Annotated in this window: 14 protein-coding genes; 10 read left to right on the forward strand and 4 right to left on the reverse strand. The window is 75.1% G+C overall.

Annotated features, from left to right (window positions below):
* Both K1Y72_RS25935 and fahA read left to right on the forward strand, forming a co-directional pair.
* Positions 1-833: hypothetical protein (locus K1Y72_RS25935; protein ID WP_308287234.1), on the forward strand; the 833-nt coding region annotated here is incomplete at its 5' end.
* Positions 833-2,020, forward strand: coding sequence for a fumarylacetoacetase (fahA, locus tag K1Y72_RS25940; protein ID WP_220169089.1), 1,188 nt, complete (start codon positions 833-835; stop codon positions 2,018-2,020). The genes K1Y72_RS25935 and fahA, both read left to right, overlap by 1 nt.
* Before the next feature lie 96 nt (positions 2,021-2,116).
* Here the strand turns inward: fahA and K1Y72_RS25945 are convergent, their stop codons facing one another.
* Both K1Y72_RS25945 and K1Y72_RS25950 read right to left on the reverse strand, forming a co-directional pair.
* Entirely contained in the window at positions 2,117-3,457 is a 1,341-nt protein-coding gene (locus K1Y72_RS25945; protein WP_220169090.1) for an FAD-binding oxidoreductase, read from the reverse strand.
* 65 nt (positions 3,458-3,522) lie between these two features.
* Positions 3,523-4,434: a PaaX family transcriptional regulator gene (locus K1Y72_RS25950; protein WP_258573761.1), complete on the reverse strand. Its 912-nt coding sequence runs from the start codon at positions 4,432-4,434 to the stop codon at positions 3,523-3,525.
* A gap of 169 nt (positions 4,435-4,603) precedes the next feature.
* On the opposite strand from K1Y72_RS25950, the gene K1Y72_RS25955 reads away from it, so the two are divergent.
* From K1Y72_RS25955 to K1Y72_RS25970, 4 genes are read left to right on the forward strand one after another with little or no spacing between them, the layout of a single operon-like run.
* Complete coding sequence (locus tag K1Y72_RS25955) at positions 4,604-5,647, forward strand: sugar ABC transporter substrate-binding protein (protein ID WP_220169091.1); 1,044 nt, start codon at positions 4,604-4,606, stop codon at positions 5,645-5,647.
* Between the two features lies 1 nt (position 5,648).
* Positions 5,649-7,154 carry a sugar ABC transporter ATP-binding protein gene (locus tag K1Y72_RS25960; RefSeq protein WP_220169092.1) on the forward strand — a complete coding sequence of 502 codons (1,506 nt, stop codon included), beginning with the start codon at positions 5,649-5,651 and terminating at the stop codon, positions 7,152-7,154.
* Positions 7,141-8,154, forward strand: a complete 1,014-nt coding sequence (locus K1Y72_RS25965) for an ABC transporter permease (protein ID WP_220169093.1) — start codon at positions 7,141-7,143, stop codon at positions 8,152-8,154. The genes K1Y72_RS25960 and K1Y72_RS25965 overlap by 14 nt, the downstream gene beginning before the upstream one ends.
* A complete protein-coding gene (locus tag K1Y72_RS25970; RefSeq protein ID WP_220169094.1) occupies positions 8,151-9,329 on the forward strand; it encodes an acyl-CoA dehydrogenase family protein in 1,179 nt (392 codons plus the stop codon). Before K1Y72_RS25965 ends, K1Y72_RS25970 begins: the two co-directional genes overlap by 4 nt.
* Here K1Y72_RS25970 and K1Y72_RS25975 read toward each other — a convergent pair.
* Complete coding sequence (locus K1Y72_RS25975; protein WP_220169095.1) at positions 9,326-9,808, reverse strand: hypothetical protein; 483 nt, start codon at positions 9,806-9,808, stop codon at positions 9,326-9,328. The genes K1Y72_RS25970 and K1Y72_RS25975 overlap by 4 nt on opposite strands.
* A 57-nt stretch (positions 9,809-9,865) precedes the next feature.
* A complete protein-coding gene (locus K1Y72_RS25980) occupies positions 9,866-10,456 on the reverse strand; it encodes a flavin reductase family protein (protein ID WP_220169096.1) in 591 nt (196 codons plus the stop codon).
* Positions 10,457-10,574: 118 nt separating this feature from the next.
* Between K1Y72_RS25980 and K1Y72_RS25985 the strand changes: the two genes are divergently transcribed.
* The 4 genes from K1Y72_RS25985 to K1Y72_RS26000 are packed head-to-tail and all read left to right on the forward strand — an operon-like array spanning position 10,575 to position 14,695.
* A complete protein-coding gene (locus tag K1Y72_RS25985) occupies positions 10,575-11,411 on the forward strand; it encodes an alpha/beta fold hydrolase (protein ID WP_220169097.1) in 837 nt (278 codons plus the stop codon).
* On the forward strand, positions 11,408-12,229 hold the full coding sequence (locus K1Y72_RS25990; RefSeq protein WP_220169098.1) for an alpha/beta fold hydrolase: 822 nt from the start codon (positions 11,408-11,410) through the stop codon (positions 12,227-12,229). Before K1Y72_RS25985 ends, K1Y72_RS25990 begins: the two co-directional genes overlap by 4 nt.
* On the forward strand, positions 12,222-13,571 hold the full coding sequence (locus K1Y72_RS25995; protein WP_220169099.1) for an LLM class flavin-dependent oxidoreductase: 1,350 nt from the start codon (positions 12,222-12,224) through the stop codon (positions 13,569-13,571). Before K1Y72_RS25990 ends, K1Y72_RS25995 begins: the two co-directional genes overlap by 8 nt.
* Entirely contained in the window at positions 13,568-14,695 is a 1,128-nt protein-coding gene (locus K1Y72_RS26000; protein WP_220169100.1) for an LLM class flavin-dependent oxidoreductase, read from the forward strand. Before K1Y72_RS25995 ends, K1Y72_RS26000 begins: the two co-directional genes overlap by 4 nt.
* The last annotated feature ends 1 nt before the right edge of the window (position 14,696 follow it).

Here is a 14,696-nt window from a genome sequence, read left to right on the forward strand (position 1 = left end):
GTGCCGAAGTGGCGCCCGTCCTGGCCGGTCTGGTCGACGACGCCGGGCTGTTCCCGCCCACCGCCCTCCCCATGGACGCCGCGCTGGCGCGGCACCGCCGGGATCTCGCGGCGGCGCACCCGATGCTGACGCACCGCTTCCTCTGCCCCGCGAGCCGCTGGGACGAGCTGGCCGGCCGGCTGCGTCCGGGCGAGGAGCGGCTCCGCGTCGGGGTGATCCTCGACGGTGTGCTGCCGCCCCTGGAGTCCGACCGGCACGTCGTCGAGCTGGTCGAGGTGCCGCTGGGCATGGGCGGGCGGGCCGCGGTGGCGGCGGTCCTGCAGCGGACGGCGGACGTTCCGGTGCCCGTGTTCGTCGAGCCCGTGCGCGGCCCGGACCAGGTCGCCGCGATCGGGCAGATCGCCGAATGGCGGGAGCGGGACGCCGCGGCCCCCCGGGGCGCGAAGGTGCGTTGCGGCGGGCTGCGGGCGGGCGCGTTCCCGGCGGGGACGGAGCTGGCGGCGTTCGTGACGGCGTGCGCCGGTCTCGGTGTGCCGTTCAAGGCGACCGCCGGCCTGCACCGGGCGCTGCCCTACGTCGATGCCGCGACGGGTTTCCGGCATCACGGTTTCCTGAACCTGGTCCTGGCCACGGCGCGCGCCGTGCAGGGCGAGGGTCCGGAGGAGGTCGCCAAGTGCTTCGCGGAGGGCGCGGACGTCCCTGCGGCGCTGGCGGCGCTGCCCGCCGATGTGGCGGAGCGGACGCGCGCGCTCCTGGTGTCCTACGGCTCGTGCAGCACGGACGAGCCGGTCGAGCAGGTCGCCCGGTACGGGCTGGCGAAAGGTGCGCTGTGATGGTCTGGCTCGATGAGGAGCAGGCGGGGTTCGGCATCGAGCACCTGCCCTACGGCGTGTTCTCGAAAGCCCCGGACGCGCCGCGCGTCGGGGTGCGGATCGCCGGACGCGTCCTCGACCTGGCCCCCGTGCTCGACGACGAGGTGTTCGCCGCAGGCGAGCTGAACGGCTTCATGAGCCGCGGCCCCGCGTTCTGGCGGACGACCCGCGACCGCGTCACCGAGCTTTTGGACGACCCGCGCCGCGCGGACGCGGTGGCGCCCCACCTCCACCGGATAGAAGACGTGCGCCTGCACCTGCCGTTCCAGGTCGCCGACTACGTCGACTTCTACTGCTCGCTGGAGCACGCCTCCAACCTCGGCCGGATCTTCCGGCCCGACGAGGAGCCGCTCAAGCCGAACTGGCGGCACCTGCCCGTCGGCTACCACGGCCGCGCCGGGACGGTGGTGGTGTCCGGGACGCCCGTGCGGCGCCCCCGGGGGCTGCTGGGACGTCCGGGCGGGCCGGTGTTCGGCCCGTCGGAGCGGCTCGACATCGAGGCGGAGGTCGGGTTCGTCGTCGGGACGCCGTCGCGGCTCGGCGAGCCGGTCCCCGGCGCGGCGTTCGCGGACCACGTGTTCGGGGCGGTGCTGGTCAACGACTGGTCGGCGCGCGACATCCAGGCGTTCGAGTACGTGCCGCTCGGCCCGTTCCTCGGCAAGTCGTTCGCGACGTCCGTCGCCGCGTGGGTGACCCCGCTGGCGGCGCTGGACGCGGCGCGGGTCGCGGGCCCCCGCCAGGACCCGCCGCCGTCGCCCCACCTGGCCCGGGGGGAGGCGGCCGGGCTGAACCTGATGCTGGAGGTCGCGCTGAACGGCGAGGCGGTGTCCCGGCCGCCGTTCGCCGGGATGTACTGGACGCCGGACCAGATGCTCGCCCACATGACGGCGAACGGCGCGGCCCTCCGCACCGGCGACCTGTTCGCGTCGGGGACGGTGTCGGGCGCCGCCGCCGCCGAGCGGGGCTCGCTGATCGAGCTGACCTGGAACGGCGCCGAGCCGCTCAAGCTCGCGGACGGGGGCCGCCGCGCGTTCCTCGAAGACGGCGACGAGGTCGTCCTGTCGGCCACCGCCCCCGGACCGGACGGCGCCACGATCGCCCTCGCCCCCGTCGCGGGCCGCATCGAACCCGCCCCGACCTCCCGCTGACCCTCTGGTCACGCGTCGTCGAGATGCGGCGTGTTGGGCACTTTCGATCTCCGAAGTGCCCAACACGCCGCATCTCGACGGGTGATGACCGCTCGGTCAGTGGACGTCGGACAGGACCGACCGGAAGGCGCCGTCGGGGTCGTAGGCGCGGCGGACGGCGAGCAGCCGCTCCAGCACCTGCGGCGCGTAGGCGGTCCGGATGCGGTCGGGGCCCTCGGTCAGCCCGAGGTGGTTGACGTCCGGGCCGCCCGCCGACAGGCGCCGCAGGCCCGCCCACGCCCGCTCCATCCAGGCGCGCTCGGCGGCGCCGTCGCCGTCCGCCCAGTTGGCGATCACCTCGACGAGGTGGCCGGCGGCCCGGTGGGAGAAGGGGGTGGCGGGGGCGTCCGGCGCGGCGATCGCGCCGCCGAGGGGGCGGAACAGCAGCTCGCTGAGCGGCGACCCCGCCTCCTCGATCGCGCTGACGGAGTGCTCGACGGCCGCGCCGTCCAGCCCGGTCAGCCACTCCGACCGCACGTCCCAGCGCATGCCGTCGGGGGCGGCCTCGTCGGTGGAGGTGTGGAAGGCGCAGAGGTCGGTGGGCCCGACGGTGTCCAGCAGCGGGCGCCCGATGCGCCGCAGCCGCGCCACGTGCTCGTCCTCGCCCGCGGTGGAGAACACCGGGAGCAGCAGCACCGGGCGCCCGCGCACCTCGGCGGGGAAGAACGGGTCGGGCGGCGCGCAGGTGAGGACGGCGGCCCAGCTCAGCGACGCGGGCGCATCCGCGGTCGCCTCGATCACCTGGGAGATCACCGACGCGGCGCCGGCCAGCGGGTGGACGAGCGTCCCGGCGGCCGGCCGGACGAGCGGGAACAGCCGCATCCGCAGCTCGGTCAGCACGCCGAGGCCGCCACCGCCGCCGCGCAGCGCCCAGTACAGGTCGGGATGGGAGTCGGGGCCGACGTCGAGGGTCTCGCCCTCGGCGGTCACGACGGTGGCGCCGAGCAGGTTGTCGCCGGCGAGGCCGTGGGAGCGGCCGAGCCAGCCGAGGCCGGTGCCGAGGGTGAAGCCGGGGACGCCGACCTTGGACACCGAGCCGCCGGCGGTGGCCAGCCCGTGCGCCTGCAACGCGGGGTCCACCTGCCCCCAGCGCAGCCCGGCGCCGATGCGGGCGACGCGGCGCGCCGGGTCGACGTCGACGCCGGTGAGGTCGCGCACGTCGATGACGACGCCGCCCTCCACCAGCGCCCGCCCCGCGAAGTTGTGGCCGCCCGACCGCACGGTCAGCGGCAGGCCCCGGTCGCGGGCGTGGCGGACGGCGAGCGCGACGTCGCGGGCGTCGGCGCAGCGCGCTATGAGCAGGGGGCGGGCCGTGACGGCCTCGTTCCAGACGCGGCGCAGGCCGTCGTAGCCGCCGTCACCGGGCGCGACGAGCCGTCCGCGGAATCCTTCGATCACATCGGGCACCGTAGGCCGGGCGGGTCCGCCCCCCGGACCGCGCCGGTCCGCTGACCGGACCCGCGTCAGGGAGCGGCGCAGGTCCGGCGGACGTGGTCCAGCGCGAGGGGCTCCAGCCGCTCGCGCAGGCCGAAGAACAGCTCGGCGGCCCGGTGGCCCGCCCAGTCGGGCGGCAGCAGGTCCCGCGGCAGGCCGGGGTCGAGGTAGGGGAACTTGCGCCAGTGGTAGAGCGCGAGGGTGTAGTCGACGAAGGCGCGCGCGGCGTCCCCGCCGGGGTCGCGCTCCCAGTGCTCGGCGATCGGCGCGCACCAGTCGACGAACTCGGCGTACAGGCCGGCGAGCTCGGCCAGGTCCCAGGCGTCGCCGACCAGGGCGGCGAGCTCCTGGAACCCGGCGTACTGCGCCTCGAAGACGAGGACGTAGCGCTCGAAGCCGAGCCGGGCGACGGTGGTGCGCAGCTCGTCGGTCATGCGGCGCGGCGCCATCCACAGGCCGTTGCTGAGGTTGCCGAAGCCGAGCCAGGAGAGCTGGGAGCGGAGGACGTGCCGCTTGGCGCGCTCGTTCTCGGGCACCGAGAACGACACGAGCACCCAGCCGTCGCCGAGGTAGGTGGGGCGGCGCGGGCCGTAGATGCGGCGCTCGGTGTCGGCGAGGGCGTCGAGGGCGTGGTCGGTGAGGCGCAGCCCGCGCGCGCCGCGCCGCCGCTCGGGCTCCAGCAGGCCCTTGCGGCGCATCCGCAGCAGTGCCGAGCGGGTGGCGGCCTCATCGACGTCCAGCTCGCTCATCAACTGGACGATCTTGGCGATGGCGAACCAGCCGCCGAGCGGCCGCATGTACGCCCCGCACACGTCCATGATCAGCATGCGCGGGCGGCCGCCGGCGGCGTCGGCCGCGGTGCCGGCCCGCGGCGACGCCGCCATCGACGGCGTGGCGCCCGTCCAGCCGCCGTCGATGTGCTCGCTCGCGGTCGCGTCCATGGACCCAGTGTGCCGGTCGGCGGGGGCGGGCGGGAAACCGGCGGGGGCCGGTCCGTCCAGCGGAACGGCGCCCTCACCTCCGGCGACGCGGCGGCGGTAGAACCGAGCCCACGATCGTCATTCGGGTGACGCTCGTCACAGGAACGATTGTCCGGAGGTGGCTATGACCGTGCGAGCACGACGCGCCGTGGCGGGACTGGCGGTGGCCGCGCTGCTCGGCGGCCTCGCCGCCTGCGGCGACGACGACGGGAAGAAGACGGCGGCGGGCGGCTCCGGCGGCGACGACGGCATCGGCTGCGCCGCCGCCAAGGGCAAGACGGTCGGGTTCAGCGAGCCGCTGCCCGACCCCAACTTCCAGGCCCTGGAGAAGATCCTCACCAAGTCGCTCGGCAAGTACGGCGCGAAGCTGAGGCCGGTCAACGCCAACCTCAACCCCGGCAAGCAGATCTCCGACATCCAGACCCTGCTCCAGCAGCGCGTGGACGTTCTCATCGCCAACCCCGTGGACCCGAACGCGACCCAGGGCGCGTTCGCCCAGGCGCGGCAGAAGAAGATCCCCATCATCGTGCTCGACACCAAGGTCGGCGGCCCCTACTACACGAGCGTCCACGACGACGTGGAGTACGCCGCCGCCGAGGGCGCCCGGCAGCTCAAGACGCTCGCCGCCGGCGGCAAGGTCGCCGCGATCTACGGGCCGAGCTTCGCCGAGCTGCTCAACTGGGAGAAGGCCGCCTTCGACGCCGCCGCCAAGGAGGCCGGGCTCGACGTCGTCGACCGCCAGGTCAACCAGAAGATCACCCCGGACGCGGCCAAGGGCATCGCCGAGGCGTGGCGGCAGAAGTACGGCGCGCAGCTCAAGGGCATCTGGACGTTCAACGACGTGTCCGCGATCGGCGCCGCGTCCGCGATCGGCGGCGACTTCAAGCCCGCCATCGTGTCCATCAACGGGCAGCCGGACGCGATCCCGCTGGTGCAGGCCGGGAAGATCAGCATGACCTTCGGCGTGCCCTACGACAAGACCGGCCAGGCGATGGCGTACGCGGCCCTGCGCGCCCTCTGCGGCGCCAAGGTGCCCGCCGAGATCACCGTGCCCACCGTCAAGATCGACAAGGCGGGCGCGGGCAGCTGGCAGCCGATCGCGCAGCGCGTCGACAACCCGTTCAAGGTCGCCTTCGAGCAGCGGGCCGGCAAGACCTACGTCAAGCTGGACTGAGATGACCGACGTCCCTGAGGGGCCGCCGCTGCTCCGCGTGGCGGGCGCGGCCAAGCGCTTCGGCGCCGTCCACGCCCTGCGCGGCGCCGACCTCGTCGTCCGGGCCGGCGAGGTCGTCTGCCTCGCCGGGGAGAACGGGTCGGGCAAGTCGACGCTCGCCCGGATCGTGGCGGGCTCGCTCGCCCCCGACGCCGGGACCGTCGAGCTGGACGGCGCGCCGGCGGCGTTCGGGAGCCCGCGCGCCGCCCTCGCCGCCGGCGTCTGCCTGGTGTCGCAGGAGCCGACGCTCGTCCCCGGCCTGTCGGTCGCCGAGAACGTCCTGCTGCACCGCTTCCGGGGGCCGCTCCGCCCGGTCCGCCGGTCCGCGCTGGCCGCCGAGGCGGCCCCGTACCTGGAGCGGGCGGGCCTGCGGATCGACCCGGCGACCCCGGCCGGCGCCCTGCCGCCCGGCGAGCGCGAGCTCGTCGAGCTGGCCAAGGCGCTCGCGGCGGGCCCGCGGCTGCTCGTGCTGGACGAGGCGACGACCCGCATGCCCGACCCCGAGCGCCTGTTCGGCGTCGTCGACCGGCTCGCCGCCGGCGGCACCGGCGTCGTCCTCATCACCCACCGGCTCCGCGAGATCCGCCGCGCCTGCGGCCGGGCGACCGTGCTGCGCGACGGCGCGACCGTCGCCGAGCTCGGCCCGGACGAGCTGACCGACGAGCGGCTGTCGGCCGCCATGGTCGGCCGCGACCTCGGCGAGTACTTCCACAAGCGCGACGTCGCGGTGGGGGAGGAGGTGCTCGGCGTCCGCGATCTGGTCACCGACCGGTCCCCGCACCCGATCACCTTCGGCGTGCGCGCCGGGGAGATCGTCGGGCTGGCGGGGCTGGTCGGCGCGGGCCGCAGCGAGCTGCTGGAGACGCTGGCGGGCGCGCGGCGCGCCCGGGGAGGCGGCGTCCTGCTGGACGGCGCCCCGCTGGCGGCGGCGTCCCCGCGCGCGGCCCGCCGCGCCGGGATCGCGCTGGTGCCCGAGGACCGGTTCGCGCAGGCGCTCGCCGCCGCGCACTCCATCCGCGACAACCTCGCCGTGCCGTGGCTGCGGGCGCTGCGCCGCACCGACCGCGCCGCCGACCGCGAGCGCGCGCACCGCGCCGTCGCCGACTACCGGGTCCGCAGCGCGTCGGTGGACGCCCCGGTCGCGACGCTGTCGGGCGGCAACGCCCAGAAGCTCGTGCTCGCCAAGGCGCTCGGGCACCGCCCGCGGGTGCTGCTCCTCGACGAGCCGACGCGCGGCGTCGACATCGGCGCCCGCTCCGACATCTACGAACTGGTCACCGGCCTCGCCGCCGAGGGGACCGCGATCGTGCTGGCCTCCTCGGACCTGCTGGAGCTGCTCGGTCTCGCCGACCGCGTCATCGTGCTCGCCGAGGGGCGCCCGGTGGGGGAGCTGGACCGGGACGAGGCCACCGAAGAGAGGATCGCCCTGCTCGCGCTGGGCGGAGGGGAACGTGATGACGCTGTCTGAAGCGGCCGACGACCGGACCCGCGACGCGGCGCCCGCGCGCGGCGCGGCGCGGGCGCGGGGCGCCGCGCAGGCCACCTCGCAGTACCTCGGGGTGCTCGCCGTCCTCGGGCTGCTGGTGGTGCTGCTCGCGGTGACGCAGCCGGAGTTCCTGACGGTCGACAACTTCCTGAACATCGCCGAGCTCAACGTCGTGCTGCTGCTGCTCGCCGTCGGCCTCACCTTCGTCCTGCTGACCGGCGGCATCGACCTGTCGGTCGGCAGCATGATGGGGTTCTCGGCGATCGTCTGCTGGAAGCTGCTCGGGACGATGCCCGCGCCCCTGGCGATGCTGCTGGCCGTGCTGGTCGCCCTGGCGGCCGCGTTCGCCACCAACGGCCTGCTGATCGGCCGGGCGGGGCTGTCGTTCCTCGTCGTGACGATCGGCACCGGCTCGCTGCTGCACGGCCTCGCGCAGATCTGGTCCGGCGGGCAGTCGCAGACCGTCTACCAGCACTCCTTCCTGGTCAGCGTCGGGACCAAGCACGTGGCGGGCGTCCCGGTGACCGTCCTGATCGCCGCCGGGGTGTTCGCCGTCGCGCTGGTGGTGCTGCGCTACAGCGGGTTCGGGCGGATGGTGTACGCGGTCGGCGGCAATCCCGAGGCGGCCCGCCTCGCCGGGATCAACGTCACCGCCGTGCGGGTGGCCGTCTACACGCTGTGCGGCACGCTCGCCGGGCTCGCCGGCGTCATCAGCGCGGCGCGGATCACCTCCGCCTCGCCCGACGCCGGCATCGGGCTGGAGCTGACGGCCGGCGCGGCCGTCCTGCTCGGCGGCACGTCCTTCATGGGCGGCCGGGGCTCGCTGCTCGGCACGCTGCTCGGCGTGCTGTTCCTCGGCGTCCTGCAGAACGGCGTGACTCTCGCCGGGGTGAGCCCGTTCTGGAGCAACGTCGTCTCCGGCGCGGTGCTGATCGTGGCGATCGGCATCGACCGCCTGCGCACCGGAAAGGCCATGCCGTGACTCCCGAACAGCACGCCCTGCGCGAGGCCGTCGCCGACTTCGCGCGCCGCCGCATCGTCCCGGCACTGCCCGAAGGCGACGCCGAACTCCCGCTGAAAACGCACCGCGAGCTGTATGCGGGCGCGGCCGAACTCGGACTGACCGGCCTGCTCATCCCCGAGGAGTACGGGGGCGGCGGCGGGACGCAGCTCGACAACGCCCTGGTCGCCGAGGAGCTCGGCGCCGCCGACGCGGGCATCGCCGCCGGGCTGAACCTCACCATGACCGTCCCCGGCCTCCTGCTCGCCGCCGGCACGCCCGAGCAGCGCGCGCGCTGGCTCCCGGACGTCGCGGCGGGCCGGACCGTCCTCGCTGGCGCGATGAACGAACCCGACGTCGCGGGCTCGGAACTGTTCAATCCCGCCCCGTCCGCAGACTCCGGCTACCGGACGCGCGCGCTTCGCGACGGCGACGGTTACGTCCTGCACGGCGCGAAAGCGCAATGGGTCACCAACGCCGGTGCGGCCGACGCCTACGTGGTGTTCGCCCGCACCGCCGAAGGCGTGCCCGGCGTCGACTCCACCAGCGCGTTCTGGGTGCCGGCGGACGCCCCCGGCCTGTCGTTCGGGCCGCGCAGCCGCCTGCTCGGGCTGCGCACCGGCTTCCACGCCGAGGTCGTGCTCGACGGCGTCCGCGTGCCCGAGGACGCCCGCATCGGTCCCGAGGGGCAGGCGCTGCGGCTGCTCATGACGAGCACGCCCGGCATGGCCGTCGGGCTCGCCGCGGTGTTCGTCGGCGTCGCCCGCGCCGCCGCCGACCTGGCCCGCGCGCACACCGCCGAGCGGCGGAGCTGGGGCCGCCCGCTGCGCGAGCACCAGGCCGTCGCGCTGGAGCTGGCGGAGCTGGCGGTGACGGTCCGCGCCGCGCGGCTGCTCGTCCACGAGGCCGCCAGGGCGCTCGACGAGGGCGCGGACCCGGCGGAGCTCGCCGTCCTCGTCCCTGCCGCCAAGACCCGCGCGGTGGACGCCGCGATCGACTGCGCGCAGCGCGCCGTCCGCCTGCACGGCGCCACCGGCGTCACCACGGGCGCGGGCCCGGAGAAGCTGCTGCGCGACGCCTGGACCGGCTACGCCTGCGACTTCACCCGCGACATGCTCCACCTCGGCATCGCCGCCGCCCTCGCGGCGGGCGGCTAGGCGGGGCGCTCGGTGAGGCGGACGGCCGACAGGCCCGAGGTGCGCGCGGCGTCCGCCAGCTCCTCCGGCGTCGGCTCGCGGTCGACGTTCAGCTTGACGCCGAGCCGGCCCGCCCCCTTGACGCCGACCTCGGCGAAGCGCCGCCGGTAGAGGTCGGCGACCTCGGCCGGGTCCTCGATCAGCTCCGCGCGCATCGGGACGGCGCGGCCGTCCAGGACCGCCTCGACGTCGGCGCCGCCGCGCAGGTTGGCGCGCCACGGGCTGCTGGTGAACACGTACAGCCCCTCGGGGAGGGGCTGGCGGGCCACCGGCAGCTCGAAGGCGCGCCCCGAGCGGCGGCCGGTGAAGCGCAGCAGCATCAGGCCCTGCGCGGGCTTGCCGCGGCCGCGCCGCAGCGACCGCCGCATCAGCGGGTTGACGATCTTCATGACGGCGTTCGGCGGGTGCCGCCGCACGACCGCCGGGGTGCCTTCGGCCATGGTGTCCTTCCTGGTGAGCGGGCTTTCGGTGCTATTGTGCCGCCCCCGCGCGAGCGGTCAGGACGACGGGGCGCCGAGGCGGGCGGACAGGACGTCGAAGAAGGGCGAGTCGGTGTCCAGGCCGCGCGGGTCGGCCGGGTGCCGCGCCGGGGCGGGCGGCGTCGCGAGGCCGGTGAAGCCGCCGCGGAAGAACACCAGCGGCCGCCCCCCGTCCGCGGACCCGAGGGCGGTGACGCGGACGAGCGCGAGCTCGTGGTCCCCGGCCTCGTGGACGGCGTGCGGCTCGGCGTCGAGCCAGGCGAGCGCGCCGTCCAGGACCGGGTGGCCCGCCGGCGAGGGCGTCCAGGCGACGGACCCGAACCGGTCGGCGCCCTTGCTCGCGAAGACCCGGCAGCAGTCCTCCTGGTCCCGGCCGAGCAGCGTGATCGCGAAGCCGGTGGCGCGGCGCAGCCGCGGCCAGGTCGACGACGTCGCGGCGGCGCAGAAGGACACCAGCGGCGGGTCCAGCGACACCGAGGTGAAGGAGTTGACGGCGAGGCCCTCGGGGCGGCCGTCCACCATCGCCGCGACGACCACGACGCCGGTCGGGAAGTGGCCGAGGACCCGGCGGAAACCTGCGGAATCGAACTTCTCTGTCACGGTCGTCATGCAACCGCACCGGCCGACCTCCGGCCATGTCCGAGGACCGCTGACCGAGACGGGGCTTCCCGTCGCGCCATCCTTTCGTTAGATTCATGACGGTCGTCATTCAAATGAAGGAGTTGTGGTGACCGGAGTCCGCGTCCGCGCCCTCGACGCCGAGATCGACGGCGCGACCACCCGCTACCTGGAGGCCGGCGAGGGCCCGCCGCTGGTGCTGCTGCACGGCGGCGCCTGGGGGGAGTGCGCCGCGACCGCCTGGACGGCCAACCTCGCGCCGCTCGCCGCCGCCGGCCGCCGGGTGATCGCCCCCGACTGGCTCGGCTTCGGCGGCACCGCCAAGATCGTGGACTTCGCCGACCGCGCCGGCCGGATGCTGCGCCACCTGGCCCGCCTGCTGGAGGCCCTGGACGTCGCCGAGGCCGACGTCGTCGGCCTGTCCATGGGCGGCTCGCACCTGCTGCGCGACCGCACCTCGCCCCGCCCGCTGCTGCCCGTCCGCCGGATGGTGCTGGTCAGCGCGGGCGGCCCGCCGCTCGCCGGACCGGTGCTGCGCGAGCTGATGGACTTCGACGGCACGGCCGAGTCGATGCGCGCGCAGGTCCGCTTCGCGTTCGCCGACCCCGCCTGGGCCGACGACGACGCGACCGTGCTGCCCCGGCTGGAGGCCGCGCTCGCCCCCGGCGCCTACGAGGCGTTCGCCTCGCTCGCGCTGCGCGCGCCCGGCGCCGTCCCGCCGCCGCCCGGCGACCCCTTCGACTACGACCGCATCGACGTGCCGGTCCTGCTGACGGCGGGCACCGCCGACCGGCTGAAGCCCGTCGGCCAGATCCGGGAGGCGGCGCGCCGCATCCCCGGCGCGCGCCTGGAGCTGTTCCCCGGCTGCGGGCACTGCCCGCAGATCGAGGCGGCGGACGCCTGGAACGCGGCCGTCCTCGCCTTTCTCGACAAGGAGACCCTGTGAGCGAAGTCCTGGAGGCCGGCGCCGCGCGCCGGCCCGCCGAGCCCGACCGGATCGAGGTGGACGGCCTGCCGGTCGCCTACCGCAGGGACGGCGCGGGCGACCCGCTGCTGTTCCTGCACGGGCACTGGCTGCCCGCCGGCCCGGACCCGCTGCTCGCCGCGCTCGCCGCGCACGCCGACGTCATCGCGCCCGAGGCGCCCGGCTTCGGCGGCACCCCCTGCCCCGGCTGGGTGACCGGCCGCTACGACGTCGTGCTGCTCTACCGGTCGCTGCTCGACGCGCTCGGCCTGGACCGCGTCCACCTCGCCGGCTACGGCCTCGGCGGCTGGCTCGCCGCCGACTTCGCGATCGCCCACCCGCACCGCGTCGCGAGCCTCACCGTCCTCGCCCCGTTCGGGCTGCGCGTGCCCGGCCGCCCCATCGCCGACGTGTTCATCGCGAACCCCGCCGGCTACGACGACCTGTACTTCAACGGCGAGCCCGTCGAGGGCGCCGTCCCGGGCCCCGGCACCCCCGAGCAGGGCGGCCCCGAGGGGTTCGCGCGCCGCTACGGCGACATGGGCGCGGCGGCCCGCCTCATCTGGGACATGCGCTACGACCTGAAGCTGGAGCACCGGCTGCCGCTGCTCGGCCTGCCCGCCCTCGTCGTGGCGGGCGAGGACGACCGCGTCGTGCCCGCCGAGCACACCGACCGCTGGGCCGACCTGCTCGGCGCCGAGGCCGCCGCCGTCCCCGGCGGCCACGCCTTCCCCTTCCAGCGGCCCGCGGAGACCGCGGACCGCATCGCCTCGCTCGTCTCGAAGGTGTCCCATGGCTAACCGGCTGCAGTTCCACGTCTTCCACCTCATGCCCTACCCGCACATCCCGCCGGGCGAGGAGCTGGAGTCGACGTGGGTGACGCTGCCCAACGAGTACTTCGACCCGCAGGTCGCGCACCGCCTCTACAACGACAACCTCGACCAGCTCGTCGCCTGCGAGCGGTTCGGGTACGACGGCATCCTCGTCAACGAGCACCACCAGAACGCCTTCGGCACCATCAACGCCCCGAACCTGTGGGCCGCGCACCTCGCCGCCCGCACCAGCCGCATCCGCATCGGCGTCATCGGCAACGCGCTGCCGCTGCACCAGAACCCGCTGCGGGTCGCCGAGGAGATCGCGATGCTCGACATCGTGTCCGGCGGCCGCATCATCTCCGGGCACGTGCGCGGCATGGGCGCCGAGTACCACTCCTCCGGCGTGAACCCGACGACGTCCAAGGCCCGCTTCTGGGAGGCCCACGACCTCATCGTCAAGGCGTGGACCGAGCCCGGCCCCTTCACCTGGCAGGGCGACCACTACGACATCGAGCACGTCAACCCCTGGCCCCGCCCCCTCCAGGACCCGCACCCGCCGGTGTGGATGCCCGGCACCGGCTCCACCGACACCATCGACGAGGTCGCCAAGCGCCGCTTCTCCTACATGCAGACGACGACGTCGAACTGGCTCACCAAGAAGTCGTTCAAGCTGTTCCGCGAGATCTGCCAGGAGAAGTACGGCTACGAGGCCGCGCCGACGCAGCTCGGCCGCGTCGTCCCGACCTACGTCGCCGAGACCGACGAGCAGGCGCGCCGCGAGTTCATGCCGCACGTCATGTGGTTCTTCCGCACCGGCCTGAAGATCCCCATGCACCACCTGATGCCGCCCGGCTACAACACCGCCGACTCGATGCTGCGCACCATCAAGGGCCGCCAGGCCGCCGGGGTGAAGAACTTCTGGGAGATGGAGTACGAGGAGCTGATCGACCAGGGCTACATCGTCGTCGGCTCCCCGCAGACCGTCATCGAGGCGTACGAGAGGATGATCGAGGAGTACGGGCTCGGCATGGCGATCAGCGCGGGCGGCCCGCTCGGGTCGATGCCGCACTGGATGGTCATGAAGAACCTGCAGATCATGGCGGAGGAGGTCATCCCGCACTTCCGCGAGCCCGACGGCCGCCCCGACCACCTGCGCCAGGACCGGCCCGCGCCCGAGACGCACGCCGAGATGGCGGCCCGGCACGGCGGCGCGAAGCTGACGCCCGTCGTCCGGCTCGCCGACGGCCGGGACCTGCCGACGCCGCTCGGCCACATCCCCGAGATCGCGGACGGCGCCGACACCCGGCCGCCCGCCCTCCGGTCATGATCGGCGGCGCGCCGGCCGACCGGTACGCCGGGCCGCTGCTCGGCAGCCCGAACCGGCTGAAGCTCGCGGTGTTCTCGGCGAACATGGCGGGCGGCGCGAACCTGACGCACGCGCCCGAGGCGCCGCAGGGGACGTGGACCGAGAGCGTCCGCATCGCCCAGGCCGCCGACCGGGCCGGGATCGAGGCGCTGATCCCCGTCGCCCGCTGGCGCGGCATGGCGGCCCCGGCGCGCCGCGAGGCCCACCGCTCGTTCGAGTCGTTCACCTGGGCGGCCGGGATCGCCGCCGTCACCGGCCGCATCCAGGTGTTCGCGACGTTCCACATCCCGGTCACCCACCCCGTCGCCGCCGCCAAGCAGATCGCCACCGTGGACCACATCTCCGGCGGCCGGTTCGCGGTGAACGTCGTGGCGGGCTGGAACGAGGACGAGTTCGGCATGTTCGGGCTGGAGCAGCGCGAGCACGACGACCGGTACGCCGTCGCCGACGAGTGGACGACGTTCCTCAAGCGGATCTGGGCCGCCGAGGAGGAGTTCGACTTCACCGGCCGCTACTTCACCGCCCGCCGCGTCCTGTCGGAGCCGAAGCCCGTGCAGCGCGGCCGCCCCGTCATCATGAACGCCGGGTTCAGCCCGGCGGGCCGCGACTTCGCCGCCCGCCACGCCGACCTCACCTTCGCGATGGTGCCGGGCGTCGAGCAGGCCGCCCGCGTCGTCCCCGAGCTGAAAGCCCAGGTGGAGCGCGACCACGGCCGCAAGCTGTCGGTGTTCGCCGGAGCGCACGTGGTGTGCGCGGGCACCGAGGACGAGGCGCGCCGCGCGTACGCGCGGATGGTGGACGAGGTCGGTGACCGGGAGGCCGCCGCCAACGCCATCCGGCTGCTCATCCCGAACTCGGCCAGCGGCGACTTCGACGCCGACGGCATGGCCGCCGCCGCCATCGCCGGGTTCTTCGCGCTGCCGCTCGTCGGCACCCCCGACTCGGTCGTCGCGCAGATGGCCGAACTCGCCGACGCCGGGCTGGACGGCCTCGCGCTGTCCTGGCTGGACTACCACGCCGGCCTCGACCAGTACGTCCGCGAGCTGCGGCCCCGGCTCATCGCCGCCGGGCTGCGGGAGAGGTGAC

Origin of the sequence: Actinomadura parmotrematis (assembly GCF_019458805.1) — a bacterium.
GTDB classification, from domain to species: Bacteria; Actinomycetota; Actinomycetes; order Streptosporangiales; family Streptosporangiaceae; genus Spirillospora; species Spirillospora parmotrematis.